The organism is Streptomyces sp. NPDC003300 (genome assembly GCF_040610915.1).
GTDB lineage: Bacteria > Actinomycetota > Actinomycetes > Streptomycetales > Streptomycetaceae > Actinacidiphila.
The window spans coordinates 91,062-105,802 of sequence record NZ_JBEXNE010000024.1; the positions used below are offsets into that span (position 1 = coordinate 91,062).

Here is a 14,741-nt window from a genome sequence, read left to right on the forward strand (position 1 = left end):
GGCGGATGTTCTCGCAGGTCGGACGGGGTGCGGCGAGGTGCGGCGAGGTGCCGCGTCAGCGGCTTGGAGAGGCCGGCACCGGGCGGTCCGCGCGCAGCGCCGCCAGCAGCGGACCGGACTCGGCCGGCCGGGCCGTCAGCGTACGGAAGACGAGGGCGCCGTCCGGCACCTTGCGCAGGCTTCCCGCCAGTTCGTACAGCGCGGGCAGCGTACTGAGTCCGGGATCGGCCGTGAGGGACGAGGTGGCCGTGTCGACCAGGCCGAAGAACCGGGCCGGATGGCGCAGCGTGTCCGCCCCGCGCGCCTCACGGGTCAGCGTACGCAACAGCTCGCGGCGGCGCTCACCGGTGTGGGCGCCGACCGCGGCCTCGATCCGGTCGAACCCGGCGAGGTCCACCACCATGTGGTGGTCGACGCGGATGCCGCTGAGCCGTTCGAAGGCGCGGATCGAGCAGGCCGCCCCGCCGCCGCTGAAGGCGCGGCCGAAGGGTTCGTACGCGGCCGGGCTCGTACCGCCGTCCGGGCGGGGACAGCTCGGCACGCCGACCTTCAGGGCGCGCGGTACGCCGACGGCGGCGGCGTGGCGGCGGTCGGCGGACAGGTGCAGCAGGACGGCGGCGTCGGAGGTGTCCTCACCCGGGGGCGCGCCGGAGCCCGGGCCGCGCTCGGCGCTCTGGCCGCCGTGGGCTCCGCTGCCGCTCGGGCCCCCCTGGCCGTCCTGGCCGCCCTGGCCGCCCTGGCCGCTTTCGGAGCCCAGCATCAGGATGTTGCGCGCCTGCGGCACCAGCGCGCGGGGCCGCTCCTTCGCGTACCGGGCGAGCACCTTCTCCGCGGCCCGGTCGGTGTGGATGTTGCCGCTGAACTTCCGGTAGGACGCCCAGCCCAGACCCGCCGTCACCACAAGGAGGAGCCCGGCGCCGATCGCGACCCAGCGCAGCACGGCCCGCATGCCCGCCTCCTCCCGCGTGATCGTGGCGCCCCGTCCGTCATGGCCCGCTCGCGCGGTGGCCCGACATCCGATGAACTTAATGTCGCCTTTGCCATACTTGTCACGATTAGGGCTAATTTAAGCGTCATGGAACCCACCGAAGACAGCCGGCACGTCGTCGTCGTAGGCCAGGGCCAGGTCGGGCTGCCGCTGGCACTGCGGGCGGCGGAGGCCGGTTTCACGGTCACCGGGATCGACATCGACGAACAGCTGGTCAAACGGCTGACGGCCGGGGACTCCCGCGTCGGCGACGTCCCCGCGGAGCGGCTGGCCGAGGCCCTCGCCTCCGGCCGCTACCGGGCCAGTACGGACTACGCCGACGCCCGCGACTTCGACGTCTGCGTGATCACCGTCCCCGTACCGGTCCACGACGGCGTCCCCGACCGCGGCGCGATCGTGGACGCGGGCCGGGCCGTCGCCCCGCACCTGCGCCCGCGCGCCACCGTCGTCCTGGAGTCCACGACCGCGCCCGGCACCACCGAGGAGCTGCTGCGGCCGGTCCTGGAGGAGATCAGCGGCCTGACCGCGGGCAGCGCCTTCCACCTGGGTTACAGCCCCGGGCGCACCGACCCCGGCAACCCCCGGTGGCGGCTGGAGAACACCCCCAAGGTCGTCTCCGGTGTGAACGTACGTTCGCTCCTCGCCGTCGACGGCTTCTACTCCCGAATCGTGCGCAATACGGTGCCGGTTTCGTCGCCGCGCACCGCCGAGCTGACCAAGCTCATCGAGGACGCCTTCCGCCAGGTGAACATCGCCCTGGTCAACGAACTGGCCACCGTCACCGGGCCGATGGGCACCGACATCCGCGAGGCGATCGACGCGGCGGCCACCAAGCCGTACGGCTTCCTGCCCTTCCACCCCGGCCCCGGCGTCGGCGGTCACCGGCTGCCGGTCCCCCGCGGTCTGCTGCGTTTCGCGGCGCTCGCCGAGGAGATCAACGCGCTGATGCCCACCCAGGTGGTGGACAGGATCGCGGCGGGCCTCGACGCCAGGCAGCGGCCTGTCGAGGGAAGCCGCGTCCTTCTGCTGGGTCTCGCTTACAAACGCGACAGCGGCGACCTTCGCGAATCGCCCGCGCTCGCCATCGCGGCCGGGCTGACGGCGCTCGGCGCCCGGGTGCGCGCGGTCGAGCCGTACGCGGACCCGGCCCGGCTGCCCGCCGACCTGCTGTGCGTGGAGCTGACCGAGGAGGAGGCCGCGGCGGCGGACGTGGTGGTCGTCGCGACCGACCACGACGTCTTCGACTACACGATGGTCGCGCGGGCGGCGACGTACGTCTTCGACACGCGGAACCGGTGCCGGGGTGAGAGCGTGGAGCGGCTCTGAGCCGGTCACGGCAGGGCGCGACAGGCCGCACCGCGACGCAGATCACGAGTTGCACGGCTGTATGCGCCCGCGGATCGCGGGTAATCTCAGCGGAGACCGGATTAAGTTACCGCTTAGTACGACCTTGCTCGTACGACTCGTACGGGACCTTGCTCGTACGACCCGCACGACCCGTACAACCCTGTACAAGCGTTGCCCGTACGACCTTGCCCAGCACGAAGCCTTCCCGCCCGATCCTGAACCCACGGCCCCCTCCCACTGAACCGCCGCGCAGGCCCGAGGAGCCCACATGCAACTCGCCGCGATCATCGTGTCGCTGGTCCTCACCGCGGTCGGCGTCGCCCTGATCAGCCTCGCCGTCGCGCAGATCTTCCGGTTCGTCACGCTCGGCCAGCCCGTGCCCGCGGGCTCCCGCACGAACGACTGGGTGGCCAGGTCCACGACCCTGGCCAGGGAATTCGTCGGCCACACCCGGATGAACAAGTGGGGCGTCGTCGGCGTCGCGCACTGGTTCGTGGCGGTCGGCTTCCTCACCCTCGGCCTGACGATCGTCAACGCGTACGGCCAGCTCTTCAAGGCCGACTGGATCCTGCCGTGGATCGGCACCTGGCTGCCGTACGAGGTGTACACCGAGTTCATCGCGGCGCTCACCACCCTCGGCATCCTCACCCTGATCGTGATCCGGCTGCTGAATCTGCCCTCGCGCGCCGGCCGCAAGTCCCGCTTCACCGGTTCGACGGCCTGGCAGGCGTACTTCGTGGAGTACGTCGTTCTGATCATCGGCCTGGCGATCCTGACGCTGCGCGGCCTGGAGGGCGCCCTGCACGGCGTCGACCACTACGAGGCCGCGTACTTCGTCTCATACCCGCTGGTCGCCGCCTTCCGGAAGATGAGCACCGGCAGCCTCCAGAACACCGTCTACGCCGTCGCCATGGTCAAGCTGGGCGTCACGATGATCTGGGCGATCGTGCTCGGCCTGCACACCAACATGAGCGTGGCCTGGCACCGCTTCCTCGCCTTCCCCAACATCTGGTTCAAGCGGAACGCGGACGGTCCGGTCGCGCTCGGCGCACTCCAGCCGATGGTCTCCGCGGGCAAGCCCATCGACTTCGAGGACCCGGGCGAGGACGACCAGTTCGGCGTCTCCCAGATCGAGCACTTCTCCTGGAAGGGCATCCTCGACTTCTCCACCTGCACCGAGTGCGGGCGCTGCCAGTCGCAGTGCCCCGCCTGGAACACCGGCAAGCCGCTCTCCCCCAAGCTGCTGATCATGTCGCTGCGCGACCACGCGCACGCCAAGGCGCCGTATCTGCTGGCCGGCGGCGGCAAGGACGCCGAGGGCGAGGAGACCGGTACGCCCGAGCAGCTCGCGGGCGTCCCCGCCGCCGCGCTCGCCGAGGCCGAGCGCCCGCTGATCGGCACGGCGGAGGAGAACGGGGTCATCGACCCCGACGTGCTGTGGTCCTGCACCACCTGCGGCGCCTGCGTCGAGCAGTGCCCGGTCGACATCGAGCACATCGACCACATCGTCGACATGCGCCGCTACCAGGTGATGATCGAGTCGTCGTTCCCGAGCGAGGCGGGCACGATGCTCAAGAACCTGGAGAAGAAGGGCAACCCGTGGGGCCTGCCGAAGAAGCAGCGCCTGGCCTGGGTCAAGGAAGTCGACTTCGAGGTGCCGGTCGTCGGCGAGGACGTCGAGGACCTGACCGAGGTCGAGTACCTGTACTGGGTCGGCTGCGCGGGCTCCCTGGAGGACCGCGCGAAGAAGACCACCAAGGCTTTCGCCGAGCTCCTGTACATCGCGGGCGTCAAGTTCGCGATCATGGGCGGCGACGAGAACTGCACCGGTGACTCCGCCCGCCGCCTGGGCAACGAATTCCTCTTCCAGCAGCTCGGCCAGGAGAACGTGGCCATGCTCAACATGGCCTTCGGCGAGTCCCTCGACGAGGACGGCGCGGTGGACCCCTCCACGCGCAAGCCGCGCGCCTCGAAGAAGATCGTCGCCACCTGCCCGCACTGCTTCAACACCATCGCCAACGAATACCCGCAGCTCGGCGGCGAGTATGAGGTCGTCCACCACACCCAGCTCCTCCAGCACCTCGTGGACGAGGGCAAGTTGGTGCCGGTCACGCCGGTCGAGGGCCTGATCACGTACCACGACCCCTGCTACCTCGGGCGGCACAACAAGGTCTACACACCGCCGCGCGAGATCATCGCGTCCGTGCCCGGTCTGCGGAACGAGGAGATGCACCGCCACAAGGAGCGCGGCTTCTGCTGCGGCGCGGGCGGCGCCCGGATGTGGATGGAGGAGCGGATCGGCAAGCGCGTCAACAACGAGCGCGTCGACGAGGCGCTTTCCCTCAACCCGGACATCATCTCCACCGCGTGCCCGTTCTGCCTGGTCATGCTCTCCGACTCCGTCAACGGCAAGAAGAACGACGGCCAGGCGAAGGAGGCCCTCCAGGTCGTGGACGTCTCGCAGCTTCTCCTCCAGTCGGTGAAGGCGCCGGCGGACGCGGCCGAGCTGAGCGAGGAAGCGCCGGCCGGGACGGCCTGATCCGGGGCCTCACCAGCCCTTACGGGTTCCCCTAGGGGTTTGCCCGGGGGTCCGTCGACGGGTTCGCCGCCGCGTGTCACAGGTTGGCAGCAATGGGCGGCGGCGGACCGGCCGACAGGAGCGGTGCGGCGGCTTACCGGGTACGTTCGATGACGTGGCTGGATTCAGGAATCGACACGGTGAGGGCGGTGGCCGGGGCGGCCGTCCCGGCCAGGGGCCGGGATACGGCGCGGGTCACGGGCAGGGCTCGGGTCACGGCCAGGGCGCGGCTCAGGGACACGGCGCGGGGTACGGGCAGGGTGCCGGTTACGGGCAGGGCTCGGGTCACGGGCAGGGCTCGTACGGAACGCCTCCCGGCGAGCCGGAGTACTACGCGCCCGCGGCGGGGCAGCCCGGCGGGTACGACGAGTCGCCCGGCCAGACGAAGGCGTTCACGCTGGGCGCCGGGTTCGCGGGCCAGGGCCAGGAGCCGTACGTCGATCCGTACGCCGGGCAGCAGCCGTACGCGCAGCCTTCGCACGCACAGGCCCCGTACGCCCAGCCCCCGTACTCGGGCGACAACGTGGCGACGTACCGCGCGGGTCAGTCCGCCGCGCCGCCGGCCGGTCCGCGGCTGCACTGGAAGGAGTTGCTGAGCGGCGTCGTGCTGCGCCCCGGCCGTACCTTCTGGCAGATGCGCGACCACACGGTCTGGGGCCCGGCCCTGACCGTGACCTTCCTCTACGGGCTGCTCGCCGTCTTCGGCTTCGACGCCGCCCGCAGCGACGTCCTGGACGCGACGCTCACCACCAGCATCCCGTGGGTGCTCACCACGGCCGTCGCCGTCGTCATCTCCGCGGTCACGCTCGGCGCGGTCACCAACACCCTCGCGCGGCAGTTCGGCGGCGACGGCGCCTGGGCGCCGACGATCGGGCTCTCGCTCCTGATCACGACGCTCACCGACGCCCCGCGTCTGTTCTTCGCGCTCTTCCTCGGCGGTGCCAACAGCTTCGTCCAACTCCTGGGCTGGCTCACCTGGCTGGGCTGCGCGGCGCTGCTCACCTCGATGGTCAGCAAGTCGCACGACCTGCCGTGGCCGAAGGCGCTCGGGGCGGCGTCGATCCAACTGATCGCGCTGCTCTGCCTGTTCAAGCTGCCGCTGATCTGACCCGCCCCGGGGTCTCAGACCTTGGTGCGGTGGAAGTTCATGAAGGACCGTGAAGGCGTCGGCCCGCGCTGCCCCTGGTAACGGGAGCCGTACTGCTGCGATCCGTAAGGGAATTCGGCGGGCGAGGTCAGCCGGAAGAGGCAGAGCTGCCCGATCTTCATTCCGGGCCAGAGCTTGATCGGGAGCGTCGCGACATTCGACAGCTCCAACGTCACATGCCCGGAGAAACCGGGGTCGATGAACCCCGCGGTCGAGTGCGTCAGCAGCCCCAGCCGCCCCAGACTCGACTTCCCCTCCAGCCGCGACGCCATGTCGTCGGGCAACGAGATGACCTCGTACGTCGACCCGAGCACGAATTCCCCCGGATGCAGGATGAACGGCTCGTCACCCTCCGGCTCCACCAGCCGCGTCAGATCCGGCTGTTCCACCGCCGGGTCGATGTGCGGATACCGGTGGTTCTCGAACACCCGGAAGAACCGGTCCAGCCGCACATCAATACTCGACGGCTGCACCATCGACGGCTCGAACGGGTCCACGCGCACGCGTCCGTTGTCGATTTCGGCTCGAATGTCCTTGTCAGAGAGAAGCACGCCCCGAAGGTTACGCGCCCGGAGCGGCCCCGACCCAATCCTCCGGCCCGGAGCCGCCACCTCACCGGCCTCCGACTACCGCTTCTCCCCGCCCCCGGCCACCGGCACCGCGTGCCTCAGCCGCGCGCACTTGGGACACCTCAACAACCGCCCGGGCCCCAACCGCTCGGCCCCCAAATGCTGCATCGGGAACGAAGCCGTACTGAACACATGCCCCTCGGCACAACGAACAACGGTGCGCTCCATCAAGTCCCTTCCCCAACCAACCGGCGTGGACGACAAACCCACACATTAGGGGATCAACCCACCGCGCACCCACTCACCACTCCGCCCCCAACCTACGCCCCACCCCACCCCCCACATGCGGTAGACTCCCCCACGAAGCCACCCCCACCAGGGCCTTCACGCGGATGTAGTTTAATGGTAGAACATGAGCTTCCCAAGCTCAGAGCGCGGGTTCGATTCCCGTCATCCGCTCCATTACTAAAGCCCCGGGTTTATCGCCTGGGGCTTATCTGATGTCCGACCTCAGTCCCGGCATCAATCTCCGGGTTCTCTTTCCGGCGCGAGCAATTCCAGCGCCTCTTCCCAGCGGAAAGCAGTGACCCCGCCGCCCGACTTCGGCGGATGTGGCTCCTGGTTGCTGACCAGGACGCCCATGGCACGCAGCCGCGCCAGACTCTCCCCGTAAGCCGGGTGTGCGGCCATCGCGCTGTTCACATACGGCAGCACCGCCGTCGGAATGCCCAGCCCGTACGCCTCGCACACAATGCCCAGCGCCAGTGTGTCGGCGATCCCGGCCGCCCACTTATTGACCGTGTTGAACGTGGCCGGCGCGACCGCGATAGCGTCGGCCGGAGGCAACGGCCGCACATCACCGGGCTTTCGCCACGCCGACCGAATCGGATAACCCGTCTGCGCCTCCACAGCCGACTGGTCGATGAAGCCCAAGCCCAGAGGCGTGGCCACCACTCCCACGCCCCAACCCGCTCCTGCGCCGCCGCGATGAGCATTCCCACGTCCCGCGCGACGCCCGCAGCACACACCACGACGTACAAGAACGGCTTCCCCGGCTCACCGCTCACGCGGACACCCCCAACTGACAGGCGAAGTAGCGCGACGACGGCAGCGTACGACGCCGACGCCGGCCAACTGAGTGTGTGGTCGCTGCTGCCTTCGCCGGTATGGCGCTTTCCGTGTCCTTGAGGTGCTCGACCGCGTTGCGGCAGCGCTCGGGACACGCCTGGACCGGGGCACCTTGGCGCGCAAGCGCCGCACCGTCGGGGCGCGGACGGATCGCCGTACATGGGTACGGATCGAGCGGCGGACGTTCGCGCGTATCGGCCTCCAGGGATGGAACGGCGCGAGTGTGCCGCTCTGTTGGAGGGCGTGACTCAGCCGGTGTGGCGGGTCCGCCGTGTCGTGGCGGGACGACGGGGACGCGGTGATGTGGCGGGCCGACGAGACCGACCTGCTACCGGGAGAGCCGGTGCGGCCCGGCGGAGTACTCCCCGAGGATCCGGGGCTCACCGACGAGTGGTGGCAGGCGTTGAACTCCTCCTTGGACGCCCTCGCCGCTCAGCAGACGCCCCGGGTCGCGACACCGGACACCGTCCCCATCACGCAGACCCACGCGGAGCAGCTCATCGAAGAGCTTCGGGCAAGCTGACGTGAGGCTCGATCGCGGAGCAGGTGCCGGTCGCCGCTCGCTTTCCGTTCCGGCTGTCGTGTCCGCCGGGGCCGATTCACAGCGGAAGGGACCCGGCGCGCCTGGCGAACCGCGCACCTCGCGCGTGGCGGCCAGACGGTACGGTCCGTCGGCGGCGCACTCTCCACCGTGCTCGCCGGACCGGGCGCCGTTCTCATCGGCATCACCGCGGCCCTGGTTGTCCGGGGCGGACCTGCCGCACGTGAGGTGTCGGGTCCGTCGAGCCGCCGGAGGGGTCGGAGGGGTCCGGGGGGTCACGGGGCCTGGGGGCCGCGGGCGGCGGCTTGGTCCAGGAGTTCGGGAAGGTCTTTGAGGCGGTCGAGGCCCTGGACGGCGCGGGCCGTGCGGTGATTGGCGGACAGCCGGGCCCGGTGGCGGTGGAGGAAGGCCCAGTAACCGGTGCTGTAGGGGCAGGCGTGGTCGCCCACGCGGTCGGTGGGACGGTAGGCGCACGGCCCGCACAGGTCGCTCATCCTGTGGAGGTACGCGCCGCCGGAGGTGTACGGCTTGGTGGTCATCAGGCCGCCGTCGGCGTACTGCGACATGCCGACGACGTTGGGCAGCATGACCCAGTCGTAACCGTCGACGAAGCAGCGGTGGAACCAGTCGGTGACGGCCGCCGGATCCCAGCCGTCCTGGAGGGCGCGGCTGCCGAGCACCATGAGCCGGGGGATGTGGTGGGTCCACCCGGTGTCCCGGACCTGGGCGAGGACGGTGGACAGGCAGTTGGCGGTGACGGCGTCGGCGTCCAGTTCGAGGAACCAGTCGGGGAGCGGGGCGTGGTGGCGCAGCGCGTTGCGGTGCCGGTAGTCCTCGCCGAAGTGCCAGTACACCTGCCATACGTACTCCCGCCAGCCGGCGATCTGCCGGACGAAGCCCTCGACGCTGTTGAGCGGCGCGTCACCCGCGCGGTACGCCGCCTCGGCCCGCTCGACGCACTCGGCCGGGTCGAGGAGTCCGAGGTTGAGCGGTGCGGACAGCAGGCTGTGGCTCATCACCGGATCGGCGGCCAGCATGGCGTCCTCGTACCGTCCGAAGTCCGGCAGCCGGTGCGAGAGAAAGCGGCGCAGCGCCGACAGGGCTTCGCGGCGGGTGGCGGGGAAGAGCCGGGGGCTGTCGCGTCCGACGAAGGACACCTGGCCGTCGCGCTCCCACCGGTCGAGGTCGTGCCGGACCTCGTCGTCGATGTCGTCCTCCTCCGGCCGCGAGGGACCGGCCACCATCAGGGTGTCCTGGCCGCGCGGCGGCGGCTCACGGTTGTCGTGGTCGAGATTCCACCGGCCGCCCGCCGGCCCGTCCCCGTCCATGAGGAGGTCGTGCCGCTCGCGCACCCAGCGGTAGAAGCCCTCCATCCGCAGGCTGCGACCGTCTCGGCGTCCGGCCCACTCCGCGAATTCGGCCCGAGGCACCAGGAAGCCCTTCGCGGGCAGCACGTCCACCCGCTCCAGCGACGTGACCAGGCCCAGCGCGGCGCGCGAGGTGGGGTGGCAGACCGTGAGCCGGTCCCTGCCGCCGCCCGGCACCTGGGCCAGCGCCTCCGTATACGTCTCGGCGCGTACGTACGTCACCCGGTCGCCCAGTTCGGCCGCGCGGTGCCGCATCGCGGACAGCACCAGATGCGCCTTGGCGCGGTGGAACCGGCGGCGGCGCAGCACCGAACGGGCCTCGATCATGATCACCGGCGCCTGGGCGTCGGGGCCGCCGTGCCGGGGATCGAGGAAGTGGGGGCCGAGCTGGTCGCCGAACAGCCAGTGGGGTCGCGGTTCCATGGGGGTCTCCTCTCGAGGCGCCCGGGTGCTCCGCGCGGCGGGTCGGTGCTCCACAGGTCGGTGCTCCACGGGTCTGCGCTTCCCGCGGCGGGCCGGTGCTCCACGCCGGCCGGCGGGCCGGTGCCTCACGCCGGACCGACGCCGAGCCGACGGGCGCGGAACCTTCGTACGCCCGGGCCGGTTCCCACGACAGCTAGCTCGGGTCAATGGGGCCGCGCCTACGCACGGACCGTCCCTTCGGCCGATGCTGCCAGCCTCCGCGCGGGTCCTGCGCGCCGACACTCCGGCGCGACCGGACTCCGGAGGGCCGAGACGTACGCCACCGGGTCGCTCCTCTCCGCCCCGCCGGGCTCGGCCCTGACGACCGCCCCTGGACTCGGGCCCGTAGGCTCGGACGTGTCCGTCCGCCGCGATGTCCGCCGCGATGTCCGCCGGACGCGCCGCCGACCACATGCGGCGCGGGCCCGCCCCCGCGCGTACCGTTCGAACGGCCGACACGGATACGGACACGGACACAGATACGGATACGGATACGGATACGGATCAGGCCGAGGGCAGGAGGAGCGCCGTGCCACAGCCCCCGGCCGACTCTTCCCACCACCGGCCGGACCTGCCGCACCGGCCCGATACGGCCGGCGCTCCCGACGCTCCCGGCCCTCCCGAGCAGCAGACCCTCTTCGGGTGGGAGGACACACCGTCCGCCGCCCCGCCCGACGACGGCGGATTCCGGGACAGCCCGCAGGCCCGACGAATGCTGGACGTACGGCAGGTGTACGCCGAGCCGGCCGCGCTCGCCTCCCCGCGTGGCCGGCAGATCATGGCGCGGCTCCCCGGCGTCCCCGTCACCGAGGTGGCGGGCCACTGGCGCATCCCCTCCCTGCACGGCAACGAGGGAAACGTCTCCCGCTGGGTGCGCGTCAAGACAGAGACACTCGTCCTGGGCGTAAAGCGCACCCTGGAGACGCGCCCCAACGGCAGATCGGCCGACTGGATCGCCCCCGGCGCCTCCAACGGGTGCGCGATGGCCTGCGCCTACTGCTACGTACCGCGCCGCAAGGGATACTCCAACCCGATCACGCTGTTCACCAACGTCGAGGCGATCATCGCCCACGTCAGGCGGCATGTGCGGACGCAGGGCCCCAAGCGGGAGCCGAACCAGTGCGACGCCCACTCGTGGGTCTACGACATCGGCGAGAACGGCGACTGCTCGGTCGATGCCCTGGTCTGCGACAACACCGCCGACTTCATCGCCGCTTTCCGCGCCCTGCCCACCGCCAAGGCGTCATTCGCCACGAAGTTCGTCAACCCCGACCTCCTGGCGCTGGACCCGCGGGGCCGTACCCGGGTGCGTTTCTCGCTGATGCCCGAACGCGACTCGCGCCTGTTGGACATCCGCACCAGCCCGGTCGCGGAACGCGTCGCCGCGGCCGCGGACTTCCTCGACGCGGGCTACGAGGTCCACTTCAACCTCTCACCGGTCGTACTGCGGCCCGGCTGGCAGCGGGACTGGGCCGATCTGCTCGCCCACCTCGACGATGTCCTGCCCGTCCGGGTGAAGCGGCAGGCTGCCGCCGAGGTCATCCTGCTGACCCACAACCAGCAGTTGCACGAGGTCAACCTCGGCTGGCACCCGCGCGCGGAGGACCTCTTGTGGCAGCCGGCCGCCCAGGAGGTCAAACGCTCGGAGAACGGCGCGCTCAATGTCCGCTACGCGCGCGACGTCAAGCACGGCGCCGTCGTCCGGCTCCGGGAGCTGATCGCGACGCACGCCCCTTGGCTACGGGTCAGATACGCGTTCTGAAGGCCGCCCCCTCCCGGTCGAAGGTCGCTTCGACGGCTGGGGGCGGAAAGCCGCATTCGCGGGCGCTCCATTCGGCGACGGCCGCGGCGGCGGCCTCCGGCTGGTAGTCGGTCGGCATGTGGCCGAGCGTGCCTCTTCGGTGACCGCGTCGTCGGGGACGTGCAGCCATACGTGACCGGTGACCCGGCGTGCGTGAGCGCGACGCATTTCCAGCGGCCAGGGCTCACCGGCGCCGCGCAGCCGCGCCGCGCCGTCGAGTCCCTGAACACGCTCGGTCTGGCCGACCGGTCGATGACTGCCGGGCAGGGCGTCCCAGGTCGTGACGGCGACCGTGCCGGAGCCGGAGCCGGAGCCGGAGCCGGAGCCGGAGCCGGAGCCGTGGCCGTAGCCGTAGCCGTAGCCGGTGGAGACGATCTGCTCGGCCAGTCGCGTACGTACCGCCCCAGACGAAGTCCGTCCTGCTGACGACCGTGCCGTCCTCGCCGATCCCGAGCTTCGCCGTACGGCGCATGACCGGCGTGGCGGTCGGCCAGGACGAGGAGCAGTCCGCTCCCTTGATGAGCGCCAGGTCGAGGAGCTGGGGCCATTCGCGCTGAATCCGTCGCGGCGGGCGGCGATGGGAGCGATGAGTTCGGCCGCGGGCAGCAGTCTCAGTGGTGCAGGCAAGCGATGGGAGCAGAGATGGGCAAGCTGAAGCAGGTGGCCGACGGTGTCTGGGTGCGGCAGAGCGACTGGGTCTGGTCCAATTCGATCGTGGTGCGCGGCGAGGACGGGCTGGTCCTGATCGATCCCGGCATCGACGGTTCCGAGTTGGACCAGCTCGCCGATGATGTGGACGGGCTCGGCGTTCCGGTGGTGGCCGGGTTCTGCACCCATCCGCACTGGGACCATCTGCTGTGGCACTCCCGGTTCGGCGATGTGCCGCGCTACGCGACCACCGCCGCCGCCGACGTTGCCGGTCAGGCCCGGGAGCGGGCGCAGGCGATGGCGGCGGAGAGCGCGTCCGGCGTACCCCTCGACCTCGTCGCGCTCGTCACCCCGCTGCCCGCCGACGGCGGAGCGGTGCCGGGCCAGGTCATCGAGCACCAGGCGCACGCTGTCGGCCACGCCTCGGTCCTGCTGGCGGACCGCGGCGTCCTGCTCGTCGGCGACATGCTCTCCGACGTCCTGATCCCGCTCTTCGACGCTCGCCAGGACGATCAGGTGGGAGCCTACGAAAGCGCTCTCGACCGGCTGGCCGAGGCTGCCGGGCAGGCCGACGTCGTGGTCCCCGGCCACGGCTCCGTTGCCGAAGGCCGCGAGGTGGCGGCCCGCTTCGCCGCCGAGCGTGCCTACATCGACGCGCTCCGGCGAGGAGACGACCCGGTCGACGCGCGCCTGGGCCCGCACGCGGACTGGCTCTCCCGTCCTCACCGGGCCAACATGGAACAGGCCCGAGGCCGGTAGGACCCGACCCCCGGCGAGCCGACCGGATCGGCACCCTGGCCAAGCGGTCGGCGCGGAACTCCCCGCCGACGTCGCCATCGCCATCGCCCCGTCCGTACCCCGCGCAGCGGTTAAAGGGCGGGTCAGAGGAGGGTGTTGTCCGCCTGCCACCCGTCGCTGATCTTGGGGCGGGGCTTGAAGGGGGCGGCGGGGTTGCCGGTGCCTTCGTAGTACCAGAGGCCGGTGGGACCGGTGGCGATGAGGTCGGCGTGGCCGTCGAGGCGGAGGTCGCCGGTGCCGAGGAGGTGGGTGTAGGCGTTCCAGCCGCCGCCGACCAGACTGCGGGCGTCGTAGTACGCGGACGAACGGGCCCCCTGGCACCGGGGATGAGCCACAGATCGCCTTTGGCGTCCCGCCCGAAGATGCTGGGGACGAGTTCCGCGGGCCGCACGTCGGCAGTGAGGCGCAGGGTCTGCGTGGCGCCGACGCACTGCCACCTTTGCGGGTCGCGGACCTCGATCGTGCCGACGAGCCTGCTCGCGGGCAGGCCCCAGGCCGCCTTGAAGCTCAGGTACTGCGACTGGGCGATGCCGGCGCGCCAGTCGACCGGCGGAAGGTCGATGCTCAACGACCCGTCGGCACCCGGCGTCCAGGGCCTGACCGCGTAGTTCTGTCCGGCGGAGCTGAACCGGACCGTAACGGCATTCTCGAGCTGCTCGGGCGTGTATCCGGCTGCGGCGATCTGGGCTGCCGTAAAGACCACTTGGGTGCTCGTCGTATGCGCGGACGCCGGGCTCAACCAGACGATCCGGACGTTCAGCCGCTCGGTCACGGCGTGCGGCGCCCCGGTGGCGATCTGCGGGCTCGCGCTGTACGAGGTGACGCCCCCATCGGTCCAACTGGACGTGAAATACGGCTGATTCACGATCAGGTCGCTCGTCGAGCGGTTGGTGGAGGAGTCCGCGATGTCCTTGCCGGTCGCACCGTCCACCAACTGCGCCTGCACCATGATCTGTCCGTACACCGGGTACGCGGCGCTGATGTGCAGATGCGTCGTGCCCGCCGTCATCGGCGTGCCCCTGACGCCGTTGCCGTAGCTGTCCGCCGCACCGATCTCGACGGTGTCCGGGAACGGCCGACGGTCCGCGACCGGCAGTACGTTCCCGGCGTCGACGGTCAGCCGTATGTTGGACGCGCCCGCGTACAGGTCGAGCCGCAGGAAAGCGTCCGTGCTCGGCGGCGCCGCCACCGTCAGGTCGATGTCCCCGGCGGGGCCGTACATCTCGATGGCCTGGCTGTGGCTGACCGTCACCGAGGCCCGTCCGCGCCCTCCGCGCTCGCGGACGCGACCGGTACGAGGCCGATCAGCGGGGCCAGAACCGCGACGACGAGCGCGATGCGGTGAGAACGGCGGATGCGCAATTTAG

At 70.9% G+C, this 14,741-nt stretch carries 14 protein-coding genes, 1 tRNA gene and 2 pseudogenes; 11 read left to right on the forward strand and 6 right to left on the reverse strand.

Going from position 1 to position 14,741, the window contains the following annotated elements:
* Positions 1–55: 55 nt before the first annotated feature.
* On the reverse strand, positions 56–949 hold the full coding sequence (locus ABZX65_RS28945; protein WP_355346267.1) for an LCP family protein: 894 nt from the start codon (positions 947–949) through the stop codon (positions 56–58).
* Positions 950–1,075: 126 nt separating this feature from the next.
* On the opposite strand from ABZX65_RS28945, the gene ABZX65_RS28950 reads away from it, so the two are divergent.
* The 3 genes from ABZX65_RS28950 (at position 1,076) to ABZX65_RS28960 (ending at position 6,021) form a co-directional block, all read left to right on the forward strand.
* Positions 1,076–2,314: a nucleotide sugar dehydrogenase gene (locus ABZX65_RS28950; protein ID WP_355346270.1), complete on the forward strand. Its 1,239-nt coding sequence runs from the start codon at positions 1,076–1,078 to the stop codon at positions 2,312–2,314.
* A gap of 289 nt (positions 2,315–2,603) precedes the next feature.
* Positions 2,604–4,874, forward strand: coding sequence for a (Fe-S)-binding protein (locus tag ABZX65_RS28955; protein WP_355346273.1), 2,271 nt, complete (start codon positions 2,604–2,606; stop codon positions 4,872–4,874).
* A gap of 154 nt (positions 4,875–5,028) precedes the next feature.
* Positions 5,029–6,021 (forward strand): YIP1 family protein, encoded by a 993-nt coding sequence (locus ABZX65_RS28960; RefSeq protein ID WP_355346276.1) that lies wholly within the window; start codon positions 5,029–5,031, stop codon positions 6,019–6,021.
* Positions 6,022–6,035: 14 nt separating this feature from the next.
* Here the strand turns inward: ABZX65_RS28960 and dcd are convergent, their stop codons facing one another.
* A complete protein-coding gene (gene dcd, locus ABZX65_RS28965) occupies positions 6,036–6,611 on the reverse strand; it encodes a dCTP deaminase (protein WP_355346279.1) in 576 nt (191 codons plus the stop codon).
* A 406-nt stretch (positions 6,612–7,017) separates the two neighbouring features.
* Here dcd and ABZX65_RS28970 point away from each other — a divergent pair.
* Positions 7,018–7,091, forward strand: a tRNA-Gly gene (locus ABZX65_RS28970).
* A 60-nt stretch (positions 7,092–7,151) separates the two neighbouring features.
* On the opposite strand, the pseudogene ABZX65_RS28975 reads toward ABZX65_RS28970, so the two are convergent.
* Positions 7,152–7,696 (reverse strand): annotated as a pseudogene (locus tag ABZX65_RS28975) (flavoprotein).
* Between the two features lie 122 nt (positions 7,697–7,818).
* Between ABZX65_RS28975 and ABZX65_RS28980 the strand changes: the two are divergent.
* A pseudogene (locus ABZX65_RS28980) lies at positions 7,819–8,238 on the forward strand (hypothetical protein); the annotation flags it as partial.
* A 335-nt stretch (positions 8,239–8,573) separates the two neighbouring features.
* On the opposite strand, the gene ABZX65_RS28985 reads toward ABZX65_RS28980, so the two are convergent.
* Positions 8,574–10,088 carry a cryptochrome/photolyase family protein gene (locus ABZX65_RS28985; protein ID WP_355346282.1) on the reverse strand — a complete coding sequence of 505 codons (1,515 nt, stop codon included), beginning with the start codon at positions 10,086–10,088 and terminating at the stop codon, positions 8,574–8,576.
* Positions 10,089–10,698: 610 nt separating this feature from the next.
* On the opposite strand from ABZX65_RS28985, the gene ABZX65_RS28990 reads away from it, so the two are divergent.
* Positions 10,699–11,889, forward strand: coding sequence for a spore photoproduct lyase family protein (locus ABZX65_RS28990; RefSeq protein WP_355346340.1), 1,191 nt, complete (start codon positions 10,699–10,701; stop codon positions 11,887–11,889).
* Here ABZX65_RS28990 and ABZX65_RS28995 read toward each other — a convergent pair.
* Positions 11,873–12,007 carry a hypothetical protein gene (locus ABZX65_RS28995; protein WP_355346285.1) on the reverse strand — a complete coding sequence of 45 codons (135 nt, stop codon included), beginning with the start codon at positions 12,005–12,007 and terminating at the stop codon, positions 11,873–11,875. The genes ABZX65_RS28990 and ABZX65_RS28995 overlap by 17 nt on opposite strands.
* A 74-nt stretch (positions 12,008–12,081) precedes the next feature.
* Between ABZX65_RS28995 and ABZX65_RS29000 the strand changes: the two genes are divergently transcribed.
* Both ABZX65_RS29000 and ABZX65_RS29005 read left to right on the forward strand, forming a co-directional pair.
* On the forward strand, positions 12,082–12,354 hold the full coding sequence (locus ABZX65_RS29000; protein WP_355346288.1) for a hypothetical protein: 273 nt from the start codon (positions 12,082–12,084) through the stop codon (positions 12,352–12,354).
* A gap of 216 nt (positions 12,355–12,570) precedes the next feature.
* Positions 12,571–13,335 carry an MBL fold metallo-hydrolase gene (locus ABZX65_RS29005; protein ID WP_355346291.1) on the forward strand — a complete coding sequence of 255 codons (765 nt, stop codon included), beginning with the start codon at positions 12,571–12,573 and terminating at the stop codon, positions 13,333–13,335.
* A 122-nt stretch (positions 13,336–13,457) separates the two neighbouring features.
* Here the strand turns inward: ABZX65_RS29005 and ABZX65_RS29010 are convergent, their stop codons facing one another.
* Entirely contained in the window at positions 13,458–13,709 is a 252-nt protein-coding gene (locus ABZX65_RS29010) for a hypothetical protein (protein ID WP_355346293.1), read from the reverse strand.
* A gap of 126 nt (positions 13,710–13,835) precedes the next feature.
* On the opposite strand from ABZX65_RS29010, the gene ABZX65_RS29015 reads away from it, so the two are divergent.
* The 3 genes from ABZX65_RS29015 (at position 13,836) to ABZX65_RS29025 (ending at position 14,411) form a co-directional block, all read left to right on the forward strand.
* Entirely contained in the window at positions 13,836–13,982 is a 147-nt protein-coding gene (locus ABZX65_RS29015) for a hypothetical protein (protein ID WP_355346296.1), read from the forward strand.
* Positions 13,983–14,081: 99 nt separating this feature from the next.
* A complete protein-coding gene (locus ABZX65_RS29020) occupies positions 14,082–14,234 on the forward strand; it encodes a hypothetical protein (RefSeq protein ID WP_355346299.1) in 153 nt (50 codons plus the stop codon).
* 45 nt (positions 14,235–14,279) lie between these two features.
* A complete protein-coding gene (locus ABZX65_RS29025; RefSeq protein ID WP_355346302.1) occupies positions 14,280–14,411 on the forward strand; it encodes a hypothetical protein in 132 nt (43 codons plus the stop codon).
* Positions 14,412–14,741 lie beyond the last annotated feature (330 nt).

Excerpts from the sequence above, each read along its gene's own strand:
- ABZX65_RS28945 (WP_355346267.1), bottom strand. The coding sequence starts at position 949 with ATGCGGGCCGTGCTGCGCTGGGTCGCGATCGGCGCCGGGCTCCTCCTT.
- ABZX65_RS28950 (WP_355346270.1), top strand. The coding sequence starts at position 1,076 with ATGGAACCCACCGAAGACAGCCGGCACGTCGTCGTCGTAGGCCAGGGC.
- ABZX65_RS28955 (WP_355346273.1), top strand. The coding sequence starts at position 2,604 with ATGCAACTCGCCGCGATCATCGTGTCGCTGGTCCTCACCGCGGTCGGC.
- ABZX65_RS28985 (WP_355346282.1), bottom strand. The coding sequence starts at position 10,088 with ATGGAACCGCGACCCCACTGGCTGTTCGGCGACCAGCTCGGCCCCCAC.
- ABZX65_RS28995 (WP_355346285.1), bottom strand. The coding sequence starts at position 12,007 with ATGCCGACCGACTACCAGCCGGAGGCCGCCGCCGCGGCCGTCGCCGAA.
- ABZX65_RS29005 (WP_355346291.1), top strand. The coding sequence starts at position 12,571 with ATGGGCAAGCTGAAGCAGGTGGCCGACGGTGTCTGGGTGCGGCAGAGC.
- ABZX65_RS29025 (WP_355346302.1), top strand. The coding sequence starts at position 14,280 with ATGTCCTTGCCGGTCGCACCGTCCACCAACTGCGCCTGCACCATGATC.